Consider the following 21,351-nt stretch of genomic DNA (forward strand, 5'->3'; position numbering starts at 1 on the left):
ACAGCGAAGATCGCGGGGCCGGCCTCTCACTCCCAGGAACAACCCATACGATCAGGACAACAATCATGAAAACTCTGCACAAGATCGCCGCCATTTCCGCAACCGCCCTCGCACTGACTGCCATGAGCGGTTGCAGCACCATGAATCAGCGTGACAAGAACACTGCCATCGGCGCCACCATCGGTGCCGTCGGCGGCGCCATCCTCACCGGTGGCAGCGGCATCGGCACCGCCGGTGGCGCCGCCGTGGGTGGCGTGATCGGTCACCAGATCGGCCGCTAAGACCAGCGCAGCCATCGTCCGGCAAGGGGCGGTCCCAAGGGGCCGCCCTTCTTGTATCTACCCTTCTTGTATCCGGCCTGCGCTATACGGCCAGGAATCCCCCATCCACCGGCACCACCGCGCCATTGAGCATGGCGGCATCGGGCGAGAGCAACATGGCGATGCTGCGCGCCACGTCCTCGGCCGAGGCGAAGCGTCCGCCGGGGTGGCGCACCATCATCGGCGCGGCCTTGGCGGGATCGCTCCAGGCGGCCTCGGCCAGCTCGGTCAGGGTGATGGTGGGCGCGACCGCATTGACGCGGATGCCATGCGGTCCCAGCTCCCTGGCCATCACCCGCGTGGCGCCTTCCAGTCCGGCCTTGGAGGCGGCATAGCACAGGTGCTCGGCAAAGCCGCGATGGCCGGCAATGGAGGTGATGTTGACGATGGCCCCGCCACCGCCGGCGGCAATGCGGGCCAGCGCAAATTGCTGGCAGGTGATCAGGGCGGCGCGCAGGTTCACGCCCATCACCGCCTCATAGCCGGCGTCGCTCATTGCCTGGGTCGATTGCAGGACATTGATGCCGGCGCTGTTGATCAGGAAGTCCGCCGTGCCGGCCTCGGCCATGGCGGCGCGAGTGGCGGCCGGGTCGATCAGGTCGACCTCGATGGTGCGTGCGCCGATCTCCTCGCGCAGGCGCGCCAGGTCGCTGGCGGTGCGCGAGAGCGCGATCACCTTGGCGCCGCGTTGCGCCATCAGGTGGGCGCAGGCGCGGCCTATGCCCTTGCCGGCGCCGGTGATGATGACCGATTGTCCTGCGAAATCCATGCTGACTCCCTGTTCAGTGCTGGCCGGCGCGGTGCGCGTCCGGTGCTTGTTTCAGTAGCGGCGCCAGGCTCTCGCGCAGCTCGCGCGCCAGTTGCTGGCTCTTGATGAAGGCCTGGTAGCGGGCCTCGTGCAAGGCACGGATGTGACCGCTGGCCGGCTCGTTGCGTCCGGCCACGCGGGACATGGCCGGCATGGCGCTGCCGAGATCGGCATGCACGCCGGCGGCGACCGCCGCCAGCATGGCCGAACCCAGCAGCACCGGTTCCGGACAGGCGGTGACTTCCACCGGCACGCCGGTGGCATCGGCCAGCAACTGGCGCGTCAGCGCATGGGTGCCGGCGCCGCCCGAGACCGAGATGCTGGCGATGTGCACGCCGCAGGCGGCCTGGGCCTCGATGATCTGGCGCAGGCCGTAGCCCAGGCTGCACAGGCCGGCCACATAGAGCGCCACCAGGCTGTCGGTATCGTGCTCCATGCCCAGTCCCAGCAGTACGGCACGCGCTTGCGGATCGGCCAGCGGCGAGCGGTTGCCGAGGAACTCCGGCACCACGTTGAGCTGGCCAGCCAGCCACACGGCATCAGAAGGATCAGCGGCCTGCGCCAGTGCCTGGCGTGCCAGCCATTGCGGCAATTCCATCTGCTCGGCCGCCGCCATGGCGCGCACCTGCGGTGCGGCCGGATGCAGCGTCAGCAGATGGTCGATGGCCGCCCCCGCCGCCGACTGCCCGCCTTCGTTCAACCACATGCCCGGCGCCATGGCGTTGTAGTACGGCCCCCAGACGCCCGGCACCAGCACCGCCTCGGCATTGCTGGTCATGGTGCAGGAGGAGGTACCGAACACGTAGGCCATGCAGGCTGCCGCATCCTCGGCGCCACCACGGGCCGCCACCGTCCCCACGCCGCCGGCATGGGCATCGATGAGACCGGCCGCCACCGCGATGCCGGGGCGCAGTTGCAATGCCTGCGCCGCTTCTGCACAGAGGCCACCGGCCAGCGGCGTGCCCGGCCAGACCACCTCCTGGCCGATGCGCGCAAACCCCTGCTCGGCCAGGTCGCCCAGACCGATACGATGGAAGTAGTCGGCATCCCAGCGGCCTTCATGGGCCAGGTAGGTCCACTTGCAGGTCACGGTGCAGGACGAACGCTGCAACGAGCCGGTCGCCTTCCAGGTCAGGAAATCGGTGAGGTCGAAAAAGTGCGCGGCGCTGGCGTAGACTGCCGGCAGGTTTTCCTTCAGCCAGAGCAGCTTGGGCGTTTCCATCTCCGGCGAGATCACGCCGCCCACATAGGACAGCACCGCGTGACCTCCGGCATTGATGCGCTGCGCCTGCTCCAGCGCCCGGTGATCCATCCAGACCATGACATCGCGTTCCGGATGGGCCGGGTCGCCCACGCCACCCTGCGCACCCTGCACCACCAGCGAACAGGTGGCATCCACGCCCAGCCCCACCACCCTGGCCGGATCGATGTCGGCGGCCCGCACCGCGGCGCGCACGGCATGGCAGACCGCGTCCCAGATCTGGGCACTGGATTGCTCCACGCGGGCACGCCGCTCGTCGCGGTACACCTCGATCTCATGTTTCGCGCTGGCCAGCAACTGGCCGCTGCCGTCAAATACGCCAGCCCGGGCCGAGCCGGTGCCGACATCGATGCCGATCAGATAGGTCTCCATCTTTCCTCGCTGGATGTGTTGGTCTGCGCCTGCCGTTTCTGCTTTCGTTCCTGCTTCCGCTTGCTTACACGCGGTCGAAGTTGGTAGGCAGCACCAGCATATCGCGGATGGTGACGTTGCGGTTACGGGTCAGGATGTACTCGACCGCGTCGGCCACCTCGCCAGGTTCGATGAGGCTGCCGGACTCCTTGGCAATGCGCAGGTTCTCCTCCGGCCAGTCGGCCAGCAGGGCCGAGATCACCGGCCCCGGCGAGACCTGCGCCACACGGATGCCATGCGGGATCATCTGGCGCCGCATGGTCTGCACGAAGCAGGTGATGGCCCACTTGGAACCGGCATAGACCGGCTCCCAGTAGGTCGGGAAGTGCCCCGCCACGGAGCAGGTGACGACGATGTCGCCGGTCTTGCGCGCGATCATGTGGGGCGCGACCGCGTGCACGTTCTTCATGACCGCATTGACGTTGAGGTTCAGCATCTTGTCGATGGCCTCGGCGCTGGTATCGACCAGGTCACCACCGATGTAGGTACCGGCATTGCAGTAGAGGATGTCGATGTGATCGACCCGGGCCAGGATCTCCGGCACCATGGCCGCGCAGCTGTCGGCGTCGAGCAGGTTGGTCACCTGCGCGATGGCACGGGAACCGAGGCGCGCCACCAGGGTGTCGAGGGCGCTGGCGTTCCAGTCCACCATGACCACGGTGGCGCCCAGGGACAACAGTTTTTCGGTCGTGGCCAGGCCGATGCCGGAGGCGGCGCCGGTGATGACGGCGATCTTGCCGTCCAGGGATTGCGTCATGCTGTATCTCCTTGTGGATAAGAAAAGTGGAAGAGGCCGAAAAGACTCAGCGCCATTCCCGTGCGATATAGATGGCCAGCAGGATGATGAAACCGCGAATGATGTCCTGCAGGTAGGGATTGATGCCCATCAGGTTCAGGCCGTTGTTGAGGATGCCCAGCAGCACCGCACCGATCAGCGTGCCGATGACCAAGCCGCGCCCCCCGGCGATGGCGGTGCCGCCCAGCACTACGGCGGCGATGGCATCGAGTTCGAAGCCCACGCCGGCATTGGGCTGGCCCGACATCAGGCGGCCCGTCAGGATGATCGCCGCCAGCCCCGAGGTCAGGCCGGAGATGGCATAGACCGCCAGCTTGATGCGCGTCGTCTTCACACCCGACAGGCGGGCGGCCATCTCGTTGCCGCCGATGGCGTAGACGTGGCGGCCGAAGGGCGTCCTCTGCAGCAGCACCCAGGCCAGTGCATAGACCACCAGCATCAGGATCACCGGCGCCGGGATGATGCCGATGCGGCCCACCCCGAACCAGGCAATCCAGGCCGGCAAACCCGAGATGGGATAACCGCCCGAATAGATCAGCCCCACCCCGCGCGCCACGCCCATGGTGGCCAGTGTGACGATGATGGCGGGCATGCGGCCCCAGGCCACCAGCGCGCCATTGAGCAGGCCGATCACCACCGCCAGCGCGATGCCGGCCAAGAGCGCAATCGGCGCCGGCAAGCCGCTGTTGACGATCAGCCCGGCCGACATGGTGCCGGCCAGCGCCATGGCCGCCCCCACCGACAGGTCGATGCCGCCGGTGAGGATGACGAAGGTCATGCCCACGGCGAGAATACCGACGATGGACACCTGGCGCAGCACGTTGAGGAGGTTGGAGACGGTAAAGAAATTGTCGGACGCCAGTCCCATCAACAGCGACACCACCACCAGCCCGGCCAGCGGCAAGGCCAGGGGCGAATGGATGAGGCTGCGCCAGCGGGCGCTGGAAGAAGATGGCAGCGGGGCTGCGGTCATTGCGTTGGCGTCATGCTGCATGGCGGGTTCTCCCGGTGGTGGCGTGGGTCATGATCTCTTCGGCATTCAGGGCGGCGCCGTCGACGGTGGCCACGATGCCCCCGCCCTTGAAGACGCAGACCCGGTCGGCCATGCCGACCACCTCCGGCAGTTCCGACGAAATCATCAGGATGCAATAGCCCTGCGCGGTGAACTCGCGCATGAGCTGGTAGATCTCGGCCTTGGCGCCGACGTCGATGCCGCGCGTGGGCTCGTCGAAGACCAGGACCTTCATGGTGTGGTTGATCCAGCGGGCGATCACCACCTTCTGCTGGTTGCCGCCGGAGAGCGTATCGACCCGGGCCTGGGCATGCGGCGCCTTCACCCGCACGCGCTGCATGGCGGCGCGGGTGGCCTCGGCCTCCGCGCGACGGTCGAGGAACAGGCCGCCCCGGCGGTACTTGCCGTAGTTGTTCAGCGAGATGTTGTGCAGGATGGGGAAGCTGGTGATCAGGCCCTGCTCCTTGCGGCTCTCGGGCAGCAGGCCGATGCCGGCCTGCAGCGCCTGGGCCGGATCGGCAAAGCGCAGCGGCACGCCCTGCATGCTCAGCTCGCAACGTACCGAGGCATGCGCCCCCAGCATGGCCAGCACCGTCTCGGTCCGGCCCGAACCGACCAGTCCGGCAAAGCCCAGGATCTCGCCGCGCCGCAACTGGAAGCGCGACACCGGCGCGTTGCGGTTCAGCTGGAGGGCCTGCACGTCGAGCAAGACCTCGGCATCGGCGGCGATCACCGGCTTGGGCGGGAAGCAGTTCTCGATACGCCGCCCCACCATCATCTCCACCAGTCGCGCCTGGTCCACCTCGCTGACCGCGCAGGTGGCGACATAGGCGCCATCGCGCAGCACCGTGATGCGGTCGCAGATCTCGAAGATTTCTTCCAGGTGGTGCGAGATGAAGATGATCGCCACGCCCTGCGCCCGCAGGCCCCGCATGACAGCAAACAGGTGTTCCACCTCGGCCGGCGTGAGTGTGGCCGTGGGTTCATCCAGCACCAGCAGGCGGGCCTCCAGCGCCAGCGCCTTGGCGATCTCGACGAACTGCTGCTGCGCCACCGAGAGCTTGCAGACCGGCACATCGAGCGGGATCTCCACGCCCAGCCGGGCGATGATCTGCGCCGCCCGGCGCCGCATCGCGGCGCGCTTGAGCAGACCCAGGGGATTGCGCAGCTCGCGCGCCAGGAACATGTTGTCCACCGCGTCCAGGTAAGGGATCAGCGAGAACTCCTGGAACACCACGCCCACACCGGCGGCGATGGCCTCGTTGTAGCTGGCGAAGCGGCGGTCCTCACCGCCGATGCGGATCTCGCCGGCGTCTGGCGTGACGATGCCGCACAGGATCTTCATCAGCGTGGACTTGCCGGCGCCGTTCTCGCCCAGCAGCGCATGCACCTCGCCGGCGCTTACCTGCAGGTCGACACCGCGCAGCACGGTCACCGGGCCGAAGTTCTTCTTGATACCAGTCAGTTGGAGCATGGCTGCCTCCATCAAGGAAAAAAAGAAAACATGGCGGCATGGCGGCACCGCAGCACCGCCATGCCAGGCGCTTACCAGCTGAAGCCGGCGGCGTTCTTCTTGGTCACCGGCATGACGTCGATGGGCACTTCCTTGGGCACCACGCGTGCGCCCCACTTCTTGGCCAGCGCCATGGCCAGGCCCACGCGCACCTGGTCACGCGGGAACTGAGCAGTGGTCTCGATGAAGGGTCCGCCATCGGCGATGGCCTTGATGGCCTCGGGCGCGCCATCCACCGAGGTCAGCTTGATGTCCTTGCCGCTGCCCTGGATGGCCGCCAGCGCGCCCATGGCACCACCGTCATTGACGGAGAAGATGCCCTTCAGGTTGGGGCGCGACTGGATCATGTTCTCCACCACGCCCAGCGCCACCGAACGGTCCTGGCGACCGTTCTGGGTAGCCACCAGCTTGATGTCCTTGTACTCGGCCAGGGCCTGCTTGCAGCCTTCCACGCGCTGCAGGATGGGCACCACCGGGATGCCATCCAGGATGGCGACCTCACCCTTGCCCCCCAGCGCGTCCGCCAGTGCGCGGCAGGACTGGTAACCGGCATCCTTGTTCTTGGAGCCGACGAACATGTCCACCGGGCCGGACGCGTTGGCATCGACCGCCACCACGATCACGTTGCGCGCCTTGGCCGCCTTCACGGCCGCTTCCACGCCGGCCGAGTCGGTCGGGTTGATCAGCAGGATGTCGATGTTCTGTTGCAGCATGTCCTCGATGTCGGCGATCTGCTTGGCCACGTTGTGGGCGGCATCGGTGACGATGACCTTGGCGCCGAAGGACTTGGCGGCGTCATCCAGGGCCTTCTTCATCGAGACGAAATAGGGATTGTTCATCTCCTGGAAGCTCATGCCGATCTTGAGCTTGGACAGCTCCTGGGCCATCGCCGGAGCGGCGGCCAGGGATACGGTGGACAGGGCCAGCGCGAGCAGTGCTTTCTTCATCTCAGTCTCCATTTCTTGTTTGACGTGTGTCATTTGGGGGGCGACAGGCAACACCTGTCCTGTTCGGGAGAGCACGGGGCTTTCCTGAATCCTGGTTCCCGCGGGCGGGACAATCTGGGTTGTGGTCTAACGCGTGCCTGGCTTAGCCGGCACCGGCAAAGACGCCATTGGTGGCGAAGGTCGTGCGGAACACCGAGGGCGACATGCCCTTGATCCTCTGGAAGTGACGGTTGAAATTGGACAGGTTGGAAAACCCGGTCTCGTAGCAGATATCGGTGATGCGGGCTTCCGGGCGGGTGAGCAAGGCCAGGCAGGCCAGGTCCACGCGCAGCTGGTTCTTGTAGCGCACCAGGGTGGTCCCGGTATGGCGCTTGAAGGCACGCGAGAAGCTGCTCAGGTTCTGGCCCACCATGTCGGCCAGGTCCTGCTCGCCGATGTCGTCGGTGAGGTGTTCGCGCAGGTAGGCGATGGCGCGGTTGAGGCCACTGCCGTTCACGCCCGACAGGTCCAGCTTGTAGGACAGGCTGGCCAGCACCTCGGGGTCAGGCGAGTTGGCCAGCACGTCGAGGATTTCCCAGAACAGCGCCAGGCGCTTCAGGCCGCGCTGGTCGATCAGGCGCTGCATCAGCGGACGCACGGTATCGCTGGTGGCCTGGTCGAACAGCAGGCCACGGTGGCTGCGCTCGATCAGCGGGGCGATGGCTTCCATCTCGGGGATGCTGGCCGCGCAATCCTGCACCAGCTTCTCGGGAAACTGGATCACCAGCGAGCGCACCGGTACCACTTCATCCTCGCCGATATCGGAAATCCAGTTCTGCGGCAGGTTGGGACCGGTCATTACCAGCTGGCCCGGCGCGAAGTCGCCGATATGGTCGCCAATGTAGAAACGGCCCGAAGTCGCCACCACCAGGTGGATCTCGTATTCAGGATGGTAGTGCCAGCGCACGGTACGGAAGGGGTAGCCGTGCATCCATGCCGCAAAGGATTCGCCCTTGCGGATATGGACCAGTTCCAGGTCGGGCTGCATCGTGTCTCCTCTCGATCGAGAGCATTTTTTTCGTGGAAACTGCGGATCCGCTTTTTGCAGTTTCTGTCATTGGCAGCATCTTAGTGCCCGACGGGCCGGGCTTTCTACATCACCAGTCGATGCGGACTGATACTTTTTTGCAGGTACAGCGAGAAAGAAATGAAGCACGCTGCCGCGCAACCAACCCAAGAGCCGTTGCGCCGGGCAGCGTAGTACAACAGGAAGATCAGACCGAGCGCATCAGGCCGCCATCGACCTTGATGTTCTGGCCGGTGATGTAGCCGGCCCCTTCCGAGGCCAGGAAGGCCACGGTGGCGGCCACTTCGGCGCTGGTGCCGTAGCGCTGCATGGGCACGCCGGCGCGGCGTTCCTCGCGCTGCGGCAGGCTGTCGATCCAGCCGGGCAGCACGTTGTTGATGCGGATGTTGTCGGCCGCGTACTTGTCGGCATACAGCTTGGTGAAGGCCGCCAGGCCGGCGCGGAACACCGCCGAGGTCGGGAACATGTCGGACGGTTCGAAGGCCCAGGCCGAGGAAATGTTGATGATGGTGCCGCCACCGGCCTGCTGCATCAGCGGCGTGACCAGGCGTGTGGGGCGAATCACGTTGAGCAGGTAGGTATCCATGCCGCGATGCCAGTCCTCGTCGCTGATCTCCAGGATGGGCGCACGCGGACCGTGGCCGGCGCTGTTGACCAGCACATCGACGCGGCCCCATTGGGCCACGGCCAGGTCGACCAGCTTCTGCAGGTCCTCCACCGACTGGTTGGAACCGGTCACGCCGACCCCGCCCAGCTCGGCAGCCAGCGCTTCGCCTTTGCCGGAAGAGGACAGGATGCCGACCTTGAAGCCATCGGCCGCCAGGCGGCGCGCCGCGGCGGCACCCATGCCGCTGCCGGCGGCGGTGATCAGGGCTACTTTGCTGCTCATGCAAACTCCTTGTGGATAAGTCATCGGACGCGCCAGAAGGCGCAAAGCGTCGATTGTAGGGCCTGTGGCCCACTCACGCAGAAGCCTGTGGAAAGTGGCATTTGACAAATCCCGCATCAACACGCATTCTGTATACAGAACACATAAATAAGAAAAAACACCCAGCCAATCCCGGCACCATCAACAGAGGAGACAGCCATGCAACTCAGCCCCCAGCAACTGAAGGACTTCGACGACACCGGTTACCTGTTCCTGCCCGAATGCTTCAACGCCGACGAGATCGCGCTCCTGAAGCAGGAAGCCGCCAAGGTACTGGCCCAGCAGCGCCCGGAGATCTGGCGCGAGAAGAACGGCGCGCCGCGTACCGCCTTCGCCGCCCACACCTACAACGAAGCCTGCCAGACCCTGGCCAGCCATCCGCGCCTGGTGGAGCCGCTGCAGCAGCTCTTCGGCGAGGATGTCTACGTGCACCAGTTCAAGATCAATGCCAAGGCCGCCTTCACCGGCGAGGTCTGGCAGTGGCACCAGGATTTCCCCACCTGGCACGCCGACGATGGCATGCCCGAGGCACGGGCGATGAACATCGCCGTGTTCCTGGACGATGTCATGCCCATCAATGGCCCGCTGATGCTGGTGCCGCGCAGCCACAAGAGCGGCGCGCTCAAGTCCGAGCATGATCTGGAGACCACCTCCTACCCGCTCTGGACGCTGGACCAGCCCACCGTCACCGAACTGGTGGAAAAGAACGGCATCGCCACCCCCACCGGCAAGGCCGGCGGCGTCCTGATGTTCCATGCCAATCTGGTGCACGGCTCGGCGGGCAATATCACGCCCTACCCGCGCCGCATTGTCTACCTGACCCTCAATGCGGTCTCCAATGCGATCGCCAAGCCGACCCGGCCGGAGTTCATCGCCCATCGCGATTTCACCCCGGTCAAGCCGGGCCGTGATGACTCGCTCATGCATCAGCTGGGCAAGCAGGCCGCCTGAGCGGAGCCGCTCAGTGAAGTTGGGGCCGTGACCTGCGCCTGACGATCTTGTCATGCGCTTGTTGCAAAGTTGAGGCATCATCGCGCAACATTGCGCAGCCGCCGTGGACATCCGTCCAGCCACGACGGCGCTTCAGCCCCAACATGCCTGACCGGAACCGCCCATGGAATTCATCCGCAACATCGACCTCGCCTCGCTGCTCGACACCTTTGTCAGCCTGACCGCCGCCTTCATCCTGGGTGGCCTGATCGGACTGGAACGCCAGTACCGGCAACGCACCGCCGGCCTGCGTACCAATGTGCTGGTGGCGCTGGGGGCGGCGGTGTTCGTGGACATGGCCAACCGCATGGGCGGCCATGACGGCGCCGTGCATGTGGTGGCCTATGTGGTCTCGGGGGTGGGTTTCCTGGGGGCGGGCGTGATCATGCGCGAAGAAGGCAATGTACGCGGCATCAATACCGCCGCCACCCTGTGGGGTTCGGCCGCCGTGGGTGCGGCGGCCGGCGCCGACCTGATCCTGGAGGCGATCCTGGCCACCGTCTTCGTGCTGGCCGCCAATACGCTCTTGCGTCCGGTGGTCAACACCATCAACCGCAAGCCGCTGGACGTGCCATCGGTGGAAGTGACCAACACCCTGCACCTGATCGTGGAGAGCGAGCACCAGAAGCATGTCCTGGCCGCCGTCACCGACATGCTGGAGCAAAGCCGCCACCCCACGCACGGCCTGGATGTGCGGCCCTTCACCGACGACGAAGTGGAAATCGAAGCGACGCTGGCGGCCACCTCGGTCGATGGCGACGAACTCGATGCCCTGGTGGAGCGCCTGCTGGCCCTGCCGGCGGTGCGACAGGCGTTCTGGAGTCCGAGTACCACGGACTAGGGCCGCTCCCGCGCATCCGGGTTCAGCCACTCTCCACGCGGTTGCGCCCGGACTCCTTGGCGCGGTACAAGGCCGTATCGGCGCGCGCAATCATCGACTGGATGCTGTCCCCCGGCGCATACGTACTCACGCCAAAGCTCCCCGTCTTCGGCCCGGTGACGGCAATATCGCACTCGGACATGGCCCGCCGCAAGCGCTCGGCGATCAGGCGGGCCTCCTCGGCGTCGGCCTCCGGACAGATCACCAGGAACTCTTCTCCCCCCCAGCGCCCGACGACATCCCGGCCCCGCACATGCTGTTCGAGCAGGCGACTGATCCGCACCAGCACGACATCGCCCACCTGATGTCCATAGGTATCGTTGACGCTCTTGAACTTGTCGATATCGATCAGGATCACCGAGAAGCGCGTCCCGCCTGCCTCGCAAGCCGCCTGCTCATTGGCCAGCAAGTCATCCAGGCGCAGGCGGTTGGCCAGCCCCGTCAGTGGATCGGTGGTGGACAGGGTCTCCAGCTCGCGGTTCTTTTCCACCAGCTCGGCGGTACGCTCGGCGACCTGTCGGCGCAGATCGTCGGTATAGCGCTCGATGCGCCGCGACATGGCCAGGAAGGTCTTGGCAACGCGGCCGATTTCATCGTCCGAGGTCGACTCCAGGCGCACCGTGAAATCACCCTTCGCAATCGCCTGGGCCGCCTTGTCCAGGCGCACCAGCCGGCGTAGCAAGCCGCTCTCGAACCAGATCGCGGCCAGTACCAGCGCAGCCACCAGCAACCCGCCAGCCAGCAGCAGCCCGGAAGGGAAATGCGATGCCGACATCGCCACCGAGGGCGCGATGATGGACACCACGAACCACTGGATCTCCGGCACCCAGGCCAGCGCGACCATATGGGTTTTGCCGTCGATGCCTGCCGTCATCGACGCGGTCACCCGCTCCCCCGACTTCAGCTCGGCCATCAATTGCCGCAGCCGCGCCTGCTCCTCGGTGGCGCTGATGAGGCTGAAGATCGTGCTCTGGGACTCGCCGGTCTGGGCTTTCCGGATGGAGGCAAAATCGATCAGGTGAATGTTCGGATGGAGCTGGATGGCGCCATTGGCATCGACCAGCATGTTCTGCCCTTCCACCTCGGCGCTGCGGCTCTCCACGCTCTGCAATACCTCGGGCAGGTCAAGGCCGGTCCCCACCACGGCGAGCGCATGGCGCTGCGCATCGTGGACCACGGCATTGATCCAGACCAGGGTCTTGTTGACGTGGATATCGGTTTCCACATTCAGCTGCACGTCCGCGATCCGGCCAAGGATGGCGTAGAACCAGCTATCCTTGAGATCGGTCTTCTGCAGCGTGTACAAGGGCCGTTCGGCATCCCCGGTGCTCTTGTCATCCTTGAAGTAGTAATTGCCGGACCCGGCGATGGCAAAGAAGTAGCGGCGTCCCTGGAAGAAATGCCGATAGTCCTCCAGCTCGGCCAGGGCGCGCGCCCGGACCTCAGGCACCTGCTCGGCCTGGATCCATTTTTTCAGGACCGGCGAACTCGCCATCTTCTGGACCAGCACGACTTCCCGCGAAATCAGGGTCTGCAGCTTGCTCTTCTCATAGAGCACATTGCGCTCGACCAGGCGCAGCCCGAGGGTCTGGGTGACATCCTCCTGATACCAGCTGGAAAAACGGTAGCTCACCACACCACTGAGCAAGAGGATTCCCGCCAAAGCCATCAAGAATTGCTGACGCAACGTAAGTTTTCGTATCCTGAGCATCGCTGAACTTGCCGCCTCCCGCGGCACGGATTCTTGATAGGAGAAACATCTTCCGGCCCTGATGCAGGTGATGAGCACCCCGCTTGCATCGCCCCCGGCCTTCCCTGGAATATGCTTCCCGCCTGCGCGCCATCCTTGCTGGCACGACAGGCGCCAGCCGACAGATGAACCGACAGATGATATGGCCCGGCGAGCTAGCCCAGCTGCGCCAGTGCCTCGGCCACCGCTTCCGGCACCGAGGGCCGGCCATTGACGAAGCAGGTCGCCACGAAGGTCGCGTCGGTACAAGTGACGCCGTTGACATTGATCTGCTGGAAGAAATTGACGCGATTGCGTTTCTCGTTCTTCTGCAGCTCGCAGGTGACCTCCAGCTTGTCGCCCTGCTTGAGGCTCTTGCGGAAGCGCAGCGAGTATTCCAGCACCATGTACATCTTGCCCTGCTTGAATTCCTCTTCGATATCGATCCCCAGCGCCTCTTTCATGAACGCATGCCGCGTCCATTCCATGTAGAACGGGTAGTAGAGACCATCGACCACGCCCTGGAAGTCAATATGTGCGGGATCTACTTCGAAGTGCTTGGTGAACATAGGCGTTTGATCTGATGGGATAAGAATCGGAGAAGGGGGAATGATAGAGCATTCCCCGACCCCACAGTACCGTCCCAGAGAAGGATTCAATCCTGGCCGACCCCGAACCTGCTCCGCAACCAGCGCACCGGCCCGCCGATGACGGGCAGCTTCTGCCATAGCTCCTCGGCCGCATCCCAGTAATCGCGGTGATCAATGACCAGGCCCGCTGCATCGAAGCGGAAATGCGTCGCCCCCAGCACCGTATAGTGGCGCCCCTTGAGCCCGAACTCGAAGCGCCAGGTGGCGAAGGCCTGGTCGCCCTGCCCCATCGTCTCCAGGATCACGAAACGTGGCGCCTCGGTGGTCTCGAACATGTGCGCGAAGATGGCCGTGATGGCGCGCACTCCCGTGACGTCGTTGAAGGGATCCTTGAAATGCGCCTCTTTTGCATAGAATTCAGCGATGCACGTCAGGCTGGCGCGGTCCAGCGTGCCGTACCACGTCAGGAGTTGGTCAAGGTTCTGCATCGTCATTTCAACAGGAAGCGCTGGAACAGCAGGAAGCGCAAGCGGAACGGCAAGTGCCGCAACAGTTTCAGCCAGAGCGTGAAGCGCCGGGGAAAGTGGATCTCGAAGCGCCCCTCGATGATGCCACGCCAGATCGCCGCAGCCGCCTGTTGCGGTGTCTGCAGGGCTGGCATGGCGAACTCGTTCTGGTCGGTCAGATCGGTCTTCACGAAACCGGGATTGACGAGATAGACGTTCAGGCCGCGGGGCCGCAAATCGCTATAAAGAATTTCCGCCAGGTTGATCAGCGCCGCCTTGCCCGGTCCATAGACACTGGCGCCTGGCAGGCCGACATAGCCCGCCACGCTGGCCACCAGGGCGATGCCGCCACTGCCGCGCGCGAGCATGTCGGGCAGCGCTGCCCCCAGCGCCGAATAGACGCTGGCCAGGTTGGTGCGCAGGGTGTGCTCGGCTTCTTCTTCCTGCACTTCCCAGCTGCGCTCGGGGCGGTACTTCGCCACGCAAAAGACCAGCAGGTCCACGCCCCCCAGCGCTTGCACGATGCGCGCATGCTGGTCGCGCCAGGCATCGCGGCACAGCACGTCCAGCGGCGCGATGAAGGCCTCCTGGTGACCGGCGGCGACTTCCTCCAGTGCATCGGCACGACGCGCCGACAATGCCACCCTGGCACCGGCGGCCAGGGCCTGGCGCGCCATTTCGGCACCAATGCCGCTGGACGCCCCGACCAGCCACACGCGCAGGCCGCGCAGGTCACGCAGGGGGCGATTCATCGGACCGAACAGCATTGCCGGCGGGGCCGGCGGTGCGACTTCATGGTCCAGCGTCACGCTTTTGGGGGCGGGTCGGGTCTGCGTATTCATGGCTGCTCCTTGCGGAAGAACAGGGTCACCTGCCCGAGCTCCACGCCAAACTTGCGCATGCTGGTGCGGTTGATGAGCGTGCGCTCGTCCATCTGGTACATCCAGTCATCCATCTGGACTTCGTACTGCTTGTCATCGACGGGGAGCAGCAGCGTGTAGTTCCAGTGCAGCGCATTGCCGGCGGTCTGTCCCAGCGCCTCGCCGATGACGTCGCCGGCGCGGCCACGCCAGCTGCCGTCGGCCTGGCGCACCAGGGTCCAGACGCGGGTCTGGGTCTGGCCATCGTCGTAGCGGAAGCGCTCGTCCAGCGTGAGTGTCTCGCCCGCCACTGTCCCGGTGACGATCACATGGAAGCGCCGCGCCACCTCGCCGCCACGCTTCTGGAACATGCCCCAGGCCTCGGTGCGGCCCTGGAAGAAGCGGGCCGGATCGAACACCGGCGTCTTGCCGGCGTAGTCGCTGACCTGCTGTCCGGCACAGCCGCCCAGCAGCCAGGCCAGCGACAGCAAGGCGGACCAGCGCAACAGGCCGCTGCGCCTGCGTGAAAGCGCGGCATCCATGGCTCACTCCTTGTGCAAGAGGAACTGCACCACATCGGTCTGGCCTTCGTCGAAGCCGACTTCGCAGAAGACGTAGTAGAGCTGCCACAAGCGACGGAAGCGCTCGTCGAAGCCTTGCGCGGCGATGGCCTCGCGCTGGGCCAGGAAGGTGTCGTTCCAGCGGCGCAGCGTCTCGGCGTAGTCGCGACCGAAATGGAAGCGGTCGCGCGTGGCCAGACCGGCACGGCTGGCGGCGCGGCTGAAACGCTCATGGCTGGGCAACATGCCGCCGGGGAAGATGAATTCGCGGATGAAGTCGGCACTGTCGCGATAGCGCTCGAACACCGCCTCGTCGATGGTGATGGACTGCACCAGGGCCTGCCCGCCCGGCTTCAGGCGCGCTGCCACGGTATCGAAATAGGTCTGCCAGAAACGCTCGCCCACGGCCTCGAACATCTCGATGGAGACGATGGCGTCGTAGTGGCCGTCGAGGTCGCGGTAGTCGCGCAGCTCCAGTTGTGCCAGGCCGTGCAGATGCTGGCGGCGCATGCGCTCCTGGGCGAAGGCCAGTTGCGCGGGCGAGATCGTCACGCCATGCACGGCGATACCCTGGCGCGCCGCGTGTTCGGCAAAGCCGCCCCAGCCGCAACCGATCTCCAGCACGCGCTGGCCCGGTTGCAGGCCGAGCTGCTCGACGATGCGCTGGTACTTGGCGGCCTGGGCCTCGGCCAGGCTCTGGCCGGGGTGGCTGAAGATGGCGCTGGAATAGCTCATCGTCTCATCCAGCCACAGGCCATAGAAGTCGTTGCCCAGGTCGTAGTGCGCGTGGATGTTGCGGCGGCTGCCGCTGCGCGTGTTGGCGCGCAGCAGGTGGCGCAAGCGATACCACCACGAGGCCAGCCGGCCGCCTTCGACCGCCCCCGCCAGGGCGCGGCGATTGCGCTGGGCCAGTCGCAGCAGCGCGGCCAGGTCGGGGGTATCGACCCAGCCGGCGCCATAGGCTTCGCCAAAACCGATGTCGCCGGCGCGCAGGATGGCCCCGCAGGCGCGCCAGTCGAGGATGCGCAATTGCGCACTGGGTGGCTGGCGCAGGTCGCCGAAGGTCAACGTGGTGCCATGGGGCGTGATCAACTCCAGATGGCCATGGTCGAGTCGTTCCAGCATGGCCAGGAACAGGCGGGCCGAGAGCGGGCCGGCGCGGCGGACAGTGCTCCGCAGGGCGGGGCTGTGGTTCATGGCAGGGTTTCCTTTCCAGAAGATGATCCGGCGCCCACGGGACGCTTGGGCAGGCTGAACCAGGGCACGCGCTTGCGCCACAGGAGCAAGGCTTGCCAATGGATGCGGGCCACCACGCCCAGCGTGAGCAGCGGCTGCGCACAGAGCGCGGCCAGCGCAGAGGCGGCTGTCAGGGGATGCAGATGGCCGCCGATGGCGGTACGCATGAGCGGTTGCAGGTCGGCATCAGCCTCATCGGGCTGGCCCTGGTCGTAGTAGTCGATGCCGACGAAGGCGGTGTCGCCCTGGTCGCGCAAGCGGAAACGATAGAAGCCGCGCACCTCGCAGAAGGGCGAGACATGCATCAGCTTGTGGCAGCTCAGACGCGCGTGCTCGCCGATGGCACCGCCATCGCTGGCGCGCAGCAGGTAATGCTGGGTCTGGCCGAAGGTATTGTTGACCTCGGCCAGTACCGCGCGCAGCGCACCGCTGCGGTCATGGCAGAGGAACAGGCTGATCGGGTTGAAGACAAAGCCGAACAGGCGCGGAAAGGTCTGCAGGCGGATCACGCCATCATCGGGCGCGCCCGCCTGGCGCAGGCGCTCACGCACCCAGGTCGCCAGGTCGCTGCCGTCGCGCGCGCCGTAGTCGCGGGTGCGCACGCTCATCAGGCGACGCCGGTCCACACCGAACCAGGCATTGCTCGCCTCGGCCGTGCGCGCCAGGTCCAGCCGCACGCAGAACACCGGATAGACGAAGCGATGTGGCACCGGACGCAAGCGCTGGTGCATCACCTGGCCGCGCAGCAACTGCGCGGCGGGCAGGGTCGATGTTGACGACTGCGGTTTCATAGCGCGGCCCAATCCGGCGTGACGCCGAAATCGCGGATCACCCGCAAGGCCGACTTGAGGCCATCCTCATGGAAGCCATAGCCGGTCCAGGCCCCGGCGAACCAGGCGCGATGGCGTCCCTGGATGCCCGGCAGGCGACGCTGGGCATCGATGGCGGGCTGGTCGAAGACCGGGTGTTCGTAGTCGAAGCGCCCCATCACCGTGGCGGCAGCCGGCGGCTGCGACGGATTCAGGGTCAGGATCACATCGGTCTTGCAGGGCAAGTCCTGCAGGCGATTGAGCCAGTAGCTCACGCAGACGGCGCGGCTGCCATCGCTGTGGCGCGATCCCAGGTAGTTCCAGGCCGACCAGACCTTGTCGAGACGGGGCATCAACCGCACATCGCTGTGCAGCCAGGCAGTATTGGCCTGGTAGCGTACTGCGCCCAGCACCTGATGCTCCTCGATGGTGGCGTCCTGCAGCAGGGCCAACGTCTGCGGTGCATGGGTGGCGAAGACCACGGCGTCGTATTGTTCCTCGCGCGGGGCATCGCCACCGTTGCGCACCAGCACACCGTGTTCATTGCGGGTCACGCCCAGCAGGCGACTGCCCAGGCGCACATCGGGCAGCGTGGCGGCGATGCGGCGCACATACTCGCGCGAACCGCCACGCACGGTGCGCCAGCGCGGCCGGTTGTTGACCTGCAGCAGACCGTGATTGATGCAGAAGCGCAGGAAGGTCGCCGCCGGGAAATCCAGGATATCGGCCGGCGAGCTCGACCAGATGGCCGCGGCCATCGGGATCAGGTAGGCATCGCGGAACATGTCGCCATAGCGGCCCTGGGCCAGCAGGTGGCGCAGGCTCAGTGGCTGCCCCTCGCAGGCCGCCAGGTTGGCGTGGGCGGCGCGGTTGAAGCGCAGGATGTCGCGCAGCATGCCCAGGAAGTCCGGCTGCAGCAGGCGCTGGCGCTGGGCGAAGACGGTATCGAGACTGGTGCCGGCCCATTCGAAGCTGCCCTCGTCCATCGACACGCCGAAGGACATGTCGGTGGCATAGGTCTCGACCTGGAGCTCCTTGAACAGGGCGATGAGGTTGGGATAGGTCCAGTCATTGAACACCAGGAAACCGGTATCGACCGCAAAGGCCTGCCCTTGCGGAGCGATCTCGACCGTATTGGCGTGGCCGCCCAGGGTCGGCGCCGCTTCATACAGCACCACCTCGTGCCGGCGCGCCAGCAGGTAGGCGCTGGCCAGCCCGGCGATGCCGGCGCCGATGACGGCAATACGTTGTCCGCTTGGAATCATGAAAACCGCCCACCCTTTTCGATATCGAGACCACGCTTGCCATCCAGCGGGAAAACCCGTCGCAGCCAGGCTGGCATGATGTTTTTATTTGCGTCGCGAGCGCTTTTTCCGGGCTTCTTGCACGCCTGTGCGCTGCTGTGGTGCTAAGATTACTACCAAGTCAAAATAAAATCTACCGATTAGTAACTTTAATTACCGATGAGTATTTTTGGAAAACTGAGCTTCAAGGACCAGGCCTTCAAGCTGCGCGAAAACGCCATCCTGGATGCGGCCACGACGGTACTGGGCAGCAAGGGCTATGACTTGATGACCATGGACGACGTGGCCGGGGCGGTGGGCATCTCCAAGCCCAGCCTGTACAAGCACTTCAAGTCCAAGGAAGAATTGGTGGGCGAGACCATGATTCGCCTGATCGATGGCGCCATCGACCAGCTGGCACAACTGGGCGGTATCGCCAGTGCACGCGGCAAGCTGGAGGCCATGCTGGAATGGGCACTGCGGGTGCGGCTGGAAGGCGGCCTGCCCTTCCTGCCCTCGACCAGTACGCCGGTGCGGGAGATGCTCATGCGCAACGTCAAGTACGTCATGCGCGTGCTGAAACTGAACGGGCAGCTGGAAAAACTGGTCAAGGAGGCGCAGAAGGCCGGCGATCTCGATGCCGCCCTGCCCAGCGACGTGGTGCTCTACAGCTACTACGCCCGCACCTGCGACCCGGCGGTGGACTACTTGCAGAAGTTCAGCAAGATGAGCAACGAGGATATCGTGAAGTACATGCTGCACGTGGCCTTCAACGGCTTCACGACCTCAACGCCGCCGCGCTGAGCGGCGTGCCGGGCATCAGGCCAGGCCGTAGCAGCGTGCGGCCGTGCCGCCCCACAACTGCGTCTGCTCCGTCGCCGACAGGCGCGTAGCGCCCCACTCACGCACCACGCCGGCCACCTTGGCATAGGAGGCCGCCAGCAGGCAGACCGGCCAGTCCGATCCGAACATGAGGCGTTGCGGGCCGAAGGCCTCCAGCGCGACGTCCAGGCAGACGAGGAGATTGTCGAAGTCCTTCTGACGCAGGCCGCGCAACCAGTCGGCCTCGGTCACCAGACCCGAGAGCTTGCAGGCCACGTGGGGCAAGGCGGCCAGCTTGCGCAGCTCGTGCTTCCAGTCGGCCGGGGCGGCGTCATTGCGGCCGAACTCGGTCAGCGCCGGCTTGCCCAGGTGATCCAGCACCAGCCAGTGACGATCATGGCGGGCGCAGAAGGCCTGGATCTCCGCCATCTGGCGCGCATAGACCAGCACATCGTAGACATAGCCCTGCTGCTGCAACCAGGCCACGCCGGCATTGAAGGCCGGGGCCTCGATGAAGGTGCCGACGTCGCTCTCATCCTGTATCTGGTGGCGAAATCCCAATAGCTTCTCGCGGCCCCAGTGCGCCACATTGGCAGCCAGGTGCGGCGAGGACAGATCCTCCCAGCCGACCACTCCGGCGATGCGCCGGTCATGACGCGCCAGCTCCAGCAGGAAACCGGTTTCCTCGCGGCCGGCGCGCGCCTGCACGGCGATGGAGGCGTCCAGCCCCTCCGAGGCCAGCACCGGATGCAGTTGCCCGGGCATGCGGTCGCAGGCCAGCAAGTCCATCCCGCGACCGATCCAGGGATAGTCTTCGGGGCGGTAGCGCCAGAAATGCTGGTGGGCGTCGATGCGGGGCGGCTTCATGGTGGTCTCGTTCAGGTTGGAAAATGCGGCGGATTCAGCGGCTGCGCCGCTCCCATGCGGAGCCGGCGACGCGGTGTTCAAAAGCAGAGGCGCCGCCGGATGGCGGCGCCCGCTTGGCCCAAGTCGGCATTGGCATTGGCAAGCGATGCCAATGCCGCCGCATCAGGCCATCAGTGGGTCAGCGGATCAGTCATACAGCACGGCGGCGATCTTGGGATCGTCGATGTTGGCCTTGTCGTACCAGTAGAAACCGGTGTCGATGACCTTGGGCAGCTTCTCGCCCTTGATCGCCTTCACAGCCGCTTCCACGGTCTTGTAGCCGATGCCGACCGGGTTCTGGGTGATGGCGCCGGCCATGGTGCCGTCACGGATCGCATCCTTCTGCTGCTTGCCCGAGTCATAGCCGATGATGATGATCTTGCGCTTCATTTCCCGAACGCCATTGACCACACCGATAGCCGAGCCCTCGTTGGTGCCGAACACACCCTTGAGCTTGGGATAGGCCTGCAGGATGGACTTGGTCACCTCGGTCGACTTCAACTGGTCACCGCCACCGTATTGCACGCTGACCACCTTGATCTTGGGATAGGTGGACTTGATGCGTTCCAGGAAGCCATCGCGACGGTCGATGCCGGTGCGGCTGGTCTGGTCGTGGGCGACCACGGCGATATCGCCTTCCTTGCCGATCAGCTCGGCCATCTTGTCGGCGGCCAGGGCAGCGGCGGCACGGTTGTCGGTGGTGGCGGTGGTGACCGGGATGTCGCTATCCACGCCCGAGTCGAAGGCCACCACCGGGATCTTGCCGGCCTGCGCTTTCTTGAGCAGCGGGATGGCAGCCTTGCTGTCCAGGGCGGCAAAGCCGATGGCTTGCGGCTTCTTGGCCAGGGCGGCGGAGAGCATGTCGATCTGCTTGTCGACCATGGCTTCGGTTTCCGGGCCTTCGAAGCTCACCTTGACCTTGTAGTCCTTGCCGGCCTGATCGGCGCCGGCCTTCACGGCTTGCCAGAACTGGTGCTGGAAGCCCTTGGAGATGAGGGGGATATAGACTTCCTGCGCTTGCGCAGTGGCGCCACCAAAGGCAAAGGCCAGGCCCAGGGCGGCACCGAGTAATTTGTTCTTGAACACGGGTAAGTCTCCTTTTGTTATCGATGATGGAG

At 65.3% G+C, this 21,351-nt stretch carries 22 protein-coding genes; 4 read left to right on the forward strand and 18 right to left on the reverse strand.

Annotated features, from left to right (window positions below; genetic code table 11):
• Positions 1-65 precede the first annotated feature (65 nt).
• Positions 66-281, forward strand: coding sequence for a glycine zipper 2TM domain-containing protein (locus ACIPHN_RS10810; protein ID WP_198983269.1), 216 nt, complete (start codon positions 66-68; stop codon positions 279-281).
• 82 nt (positions 282-363) lie between these two features.
• Here the strand turns inward: ACIPHN_RS10810 and ACIPHN_RS10815 are convergent, their stop codons facing one another.
• The 8 genes from ACIPHN_RS10815 to ACIPHN_RS10850 form a co-directional block, all read right to left on the reverse strand.
• Positions 364-1,089 carry an SDR family oxidoreductase gene (locus ACIPHN_RS10815; protein WP_400435983.1) on the reverse strand — a complete coding sequence of 242 codons (726 nt, stop codon included), beginning with the start codon at positions 1,087-1,089 and terminating at the stop codon, positions 364-366.
• Between the two features lie 13 nt (positions 1,090-1,102).
• Positions 1,103-2,761, reverse strand: a complete 1,659-nt coding sequence (locus ACIPHN_RS10820) for an FGGY-family carbohydrate kinase (protein ID WP_400435984.1) — start codon at positions 2,759-2,761, stop codon at positions 1,103-1,105.
• Between the two features lie 64 nt (positions 2,762-2,825).
• Positions 2,826-3,557, reverse strand: coding sequence for an SDR family oxidoreductase (locus ACIPHN_RS10825; protein WP_400435986.1), 732 nt, complete (start codon positions 3,555-3,557; stop codon positions 2,826-2,828).
• A 46-nt stretch (positions 3,558-3,603) separates the two neighbouring features.
• A complete protein-coding gene (locus tag ACIPHN_RS10830) occupies positions 3,604-4,590 on the reverse strand; it encodes an ABC transporter permease (protein ID WP_400435988.1) in 987 nt (328 codons plus the stop codon).
• Positions 4,580-6,082 (reverse strand): sugar ABC transporter ATP-binding protein, encoded by a 1,503-nt coding sequence (locus ACIPHN_RS10835; protein WP_400435990.1) that lies wholly within the window; start codon positions 6,080-6,082, stop codon positions 4,580-4,582. The genes ACIPHN_RS10830 and ACIPHN_RS10835 overlap by 11 nt, the downstream gene beginning before the upstream one ends.
• A gap of 71 nt (positions 6,083-6,153) precedes the next feature.
• On the reverse strand, positions 6,154-7,068 hold the full coding sequence (locus ACIPHN_RS10840; RefSeq protein ID WP_400435992.1) for an ABC transporter substrate-binding protein: 915 nt from the start codon (positions 7,066-7,068) through the stop codon (positions 6,154-6,156).
• A 142-nt stretch (positions 7,069-7,210) separates the two neighbouring features.
• Positions 7,211-8,095, reverse strand: coding sequence for a helix-turn-helix domain-containing protein (locus tag ACIPHN_RS10845; protein ID WP_400435994.1), 885 nt, complete (start codon positions 8,093-8,095; stop codon positions 7,211-7,213).
• 226 nt (positions 8,096-8,321) lie between these two features.
• Entirely contained in the window at positions 8,322-9,023 is a 702-nt protein-coding gene (locus tag ACIPHN_RS10850) for an SDR family oxidoreductase (RefSeq protein ID WP_400435995.1), read from the reverse strand.
• Between the two features lie 198 nt (positions 9,024-9,221).
• On the opposite strand from ACIPHN_RS10850, the gene ACIPHN_RS10855 reads away from it, so the two are divergent.
• Both ACIPHN_RS10855 and ACIPHN_RS10860 read left to right on the forward strand, forming a co-directional pair.
• Entirely contained in the window at positions 9,222-10,013 is a 792-nt protein-coding gene (locus ACIPHN_RS10855) for a phytanoyl-CoA dioxygenase family protein (protein WP_400435997.1), read from the forward strand.
• A gap of 163 nt (positions 10,014-10,176) precedes the next feature.
• Positions 10,177-10,893 (forward strand): MgtC/SapB family protein, encoded by a 717-nt coding sequence (locus ACIPHN_RS10860; RefSeq protein WP_400435999.1) that lies wholly within the window; start codon positions 10,177-10,179, stop codon positions 10,891-10,893.
• 22 nt (positions 10,894-10,915) lie between these two features.
• On the opposite strand, the gene ACIPHN_RS10865 is transcribed toward ACIPHN_RS10860, so the two are convergent.
• The 8 genes from ACIPHN_RS10865 to ACIPHN_RS10900 form a co-directional block, all read right to left on the reverse strand.
• Positions 10,916-12,601 (reverse strand): diguanylate cyclase, encoded by a 1,686-nt coding sequence (locus ACIPHN_RS10865; RefSeq protein ID WP_400436000.1) that lies wholly within the window; start codon positions 12,599-12,601, stop codon positions 10,916-10,918.
• 236 nt (positions 12,602-12,837) lie between these two features.
• A complete protein-coding gene (locus ACIPHN_RS10870; protein ID WP_400436002.1) occupies positions 12,838-13,230 on the reverse strand; it encodes an acyl-CoA thioesterase in 393 nt (130 codons plus the stop codon).
• Positions 13,231-13,316: 86 nt separating this feature from the next.
• A complete protein-coding gene (locus tag ACIPHN_RS10875) occupies positions 13,317-13,739 on the reverse strand; it encodes a nuclear transport factor 2 family protein (RefSeq protein ID WP_400436004.1) in 423 nt (140 codons plus the stop codon).
• Between the two features lie 2 nt (positions 13,740-13,741).
• Positions 13,742-14,599 carry an SDR family NAD(P)-dependent oxidoreductase gene (locus ACIPHN_RS10880; protein ID WP_400436006.1) on the reverse strand — a complete coding sequence of 286 codons (858 nt, stop codon included), beginning with the start codon at positions 14,597-14,599 and terminating at the stop codon, positions 13,742-13,744.
• On the reverse strand, positions 14,596-15,159 hold the full coding sequence (locus ACIPHN_RS10885; protein ID WP_400436007.1) for a DUF3833 domain-containing protein: 564 nt from the start codon (positions 15,157-15,159) through the stop codon (positions 14,596-14,598). The genes ACIPHN_RS10880 and ACIPHN_RS10885 overlap by 4 nt, the downstream gene beginning before the upstream one ends.
• 3 nt (positions 15,160-15,162) lie before the next feature.
• Positions 15,163-16,374, reverse strand: coding sequence for a class I SAM-dependent methyltransferase (locus ACIPHN_RS10890; RefSeq protein ID WP_400436008.1), 1,212 nt, complete (start codon positions 16,372-16,374; stop codon positions 15,163-15,165).
• A complete protein-coding gene (locus ACIPHN_RS10895) occupies positions 16,371-17,204 on the reverse strand; it encodes a DUF1365 domain-containing protein (protein ID WP_400436010.1) in 834 nt (277 codons plus the stop codon). Before ACIPHN_RS10895 ends, ACIPHN_RS10890 begins: the two co-directional genes overlap by 4 nt.
• A complete protein-coding gene (locus ACIPHN_RS10900) occupies positions 17,201-18,487 on the reverse strand; it encodes an NAD(P)/FAD-dependent oxidoreductase (protein WP_400436011.1) in 1,287 nt (428 codons plus the stop codon). The genes ACIPHN_RS10895 and ACIPHN_RS10900 overlap by 4 nt, the downstream gene beginning before the upstream one ends.
• A gap of 198 nt (positions 18,488-18,685) precedes the next feature.
• On the opposite strand from ACIPHN_RS10900, the gene ACIPHN_RS10905 reads away from it, so the two are divergent.
• Complete coding sequence (locus ACIPHN_RS10905) at positions 18,686-19,309, forward strand: TetR/AcrR family transcriptional regulator (protein ID WP_400436013.1); 624 nt, start codon at positions 18,686-18,688, stop codon at positions 19,307-19,309.
• Positions 19,310-19,324: 15 nt separating this feature from the next.
• Here the strand turns inward: ACIPHN_RS10905 and ACIPHN_RS10910 are convergent, their stop codons facing one another.
• A complete protein-coding gene (locus tag ACIPHN_RS10910; RefSeq protein WP_400436015.1) occupies positions 19,325-20,194 on the reverse strand; it encodes an amidohydrolase family protein in 870 nt (289 codons plus the stop codon).
• A 186-nt stretch (positions 20,195-20,380) separates the two neighbouring features.
• Positions 20,381-21,319, reverse strand: a complete 939-nt coding sequence (locus tag ACIPHN_RS10915) for an ABC transporter substrate-binding protein (protein ID WP_400436016.1) — start codon at positions 21,317-21,319, stop codon at positions 20,381-20,383.
• Positions 21,320-21,351: the final 32 nt, after the last annotated feature.

It is taken from the genome of Herbaspirillum sp. NPDC087042, assembly GCF_044745245.1.
GTDB lineage: Bacteria > Pseudomonadota > Gammaproteobacteria > Burkholderiales > Burkholderiaceae_D > Herbaspirillum.

Bases quoted from the DNA above. Each gene is read 5' to 3' on its own strand.
- ACIPHN_RS10810 (WP_198983269.1), top strand. From the start codon at position 66: ATGAAAACTCTGCACAAGATCGCCGCCATTTCCGCAACCGCCCTCGCA.
- ACIPHN_RS10815 (WP_400435983.1), bottom strand. From the start codon at position 1,089: ATGGATTTCGCAGGACAATCGGTCATCATCACCGGCGCCGGCAAGGGC.
- ACIPHN_RS10820 (WP_400435984.1), bottom strand. From the start codon at position 2,761: ATGGAGACCTATCTGATCGGCATCGATGTCGGCACCGGCTCGGCCCGG.
- ACIPHN_RS10825 (WP_400435986.1), bottom strand. From the start codon at position 3,557: ATGACGCAATCCCTGGACGGCAAGATCGCCGTCATCACCGGCGCCGCC.
- ACIPHN_RS10830 (WP_400435988.1), bottom strand. From the start codon at position 4,590: ATGCAGCATGACGCCAACGCAATGACCGCAGCCCCGCTGCCATCTTCT.
- ACIPHN_RS10835 (WP_400435990.1), bottom strand. From the start codon at position 6,082: ATGCTCCAACTGACTGGTATCAAGAAGAACTTCGGCCCGGTGACCGTG.
- ACIPHN_RS10840 (WP_400435992.1), bottom strand. From the start codon at position 7,068: ATGAAGAAAGCACTGCTCGCGCTGGCCCTGTCCACCGTATCCCTGGCC.
- ACIPHN_RS10845 (WP_400435994.1), bottom strand. From the start codon at position 8,095: ATGCAGCCCGACCTGGAACTGGTCCATATCCGCAAGGGCGAATCCTTT.
- ACIPHN_RS10850 (WP_400435995.1), bottom strand. From the start codon at position 9,023: ATGAGCAGCAAAGTAGCCCTGATCACCGCCGCCGGCAGCGGCATGGGT.
- ACIPHN_RS10855 (WP_400435997.1), top strand. From the start codon at position 9,222: ATGCAACTCAGCCCCCAGCAACTGAAGGACTTCGACGACACCGGTTAC.
- ACIPHN_RS10860 (WP_400435999.1), top strand. From the start codon at position 10,177: ATGGAATTCATCCGCAACATCGACCTCGCCTCGCTGCTCGACACCTTT.
- ACIPHN_RS10865 (WP_400436000.1), bottom strand. From the start codon at position 12,601: ATGGCTTTGGCGGGAATCCTCTTGCTCAGTGGTGTGGTGAGCTACCGT.
- ACIPHN_RS10870 (WP_400436002.1), bottom strand. From the start codon at position 13,230: ATGTTCACCAAGCACTTCGAAGTAGATCCCGCACATATTGACTTCCAG.
- ACIPHN_RS10875 (WP_400436004.1), bottom strand. From the start codon at position 13,739: ATGCAGAACCTTGACCAACTCCTGACGTGGTACGGCACGCTGGACCGC.
- ACIPHN_RS10880 (WP_400436006.1), bottom strand. From the start codon at position 14,599: ATGAATACGCAGACCCGACCCGCCCCCAAAAGCGTGACGCTGGACCAT.
- ACIPHN_RS10885 (WP_400436007.1), bottom strand. From the start codon at position 15,159: ATGGATGCCGCGCTTTCACGCAGGCGCAGCGGCCTGTTGCGCTGGTCC.
- ACIPHN_RS10890 (WP_400436008.1), bottom strand. From the start codon at position 16,374: ATGAACCACAGCCCCGCCCTGCGGAGCACTGTCCGCCGCGCCGGCCCG.
- ACIPHN_RS10895 (WP_400436010.1), bottom strand. From the start codon at position 17,204: ATGAAACCGCAGTCGTCAACATCGACCCTGCCCGCCGCGCAGTTGCTG.
- ACIPHN_RS10900 (WP_400436011.1), bottom strand. From the start codon at position 18,487: ATGATTCCAAGCGGACAACGTATTGCCGTCATCGGCGCCGGCATCGCC.
- ACIPHN_RS10905 (WP_400436013.1), top strand. From the start codon at position 18,686: ATGAGTATTTTTGGAAAACTGAGCTTCAAGGACCAGGCCTTCAAGCTG.
- ACIPHN_RS10910 (WP_400436015.1), bottom strand. From the start codon at position 20,194: ATGAAGCCGCCCCGCATCGACGCCCACCAGCATTTCTGGCGCTACCGC.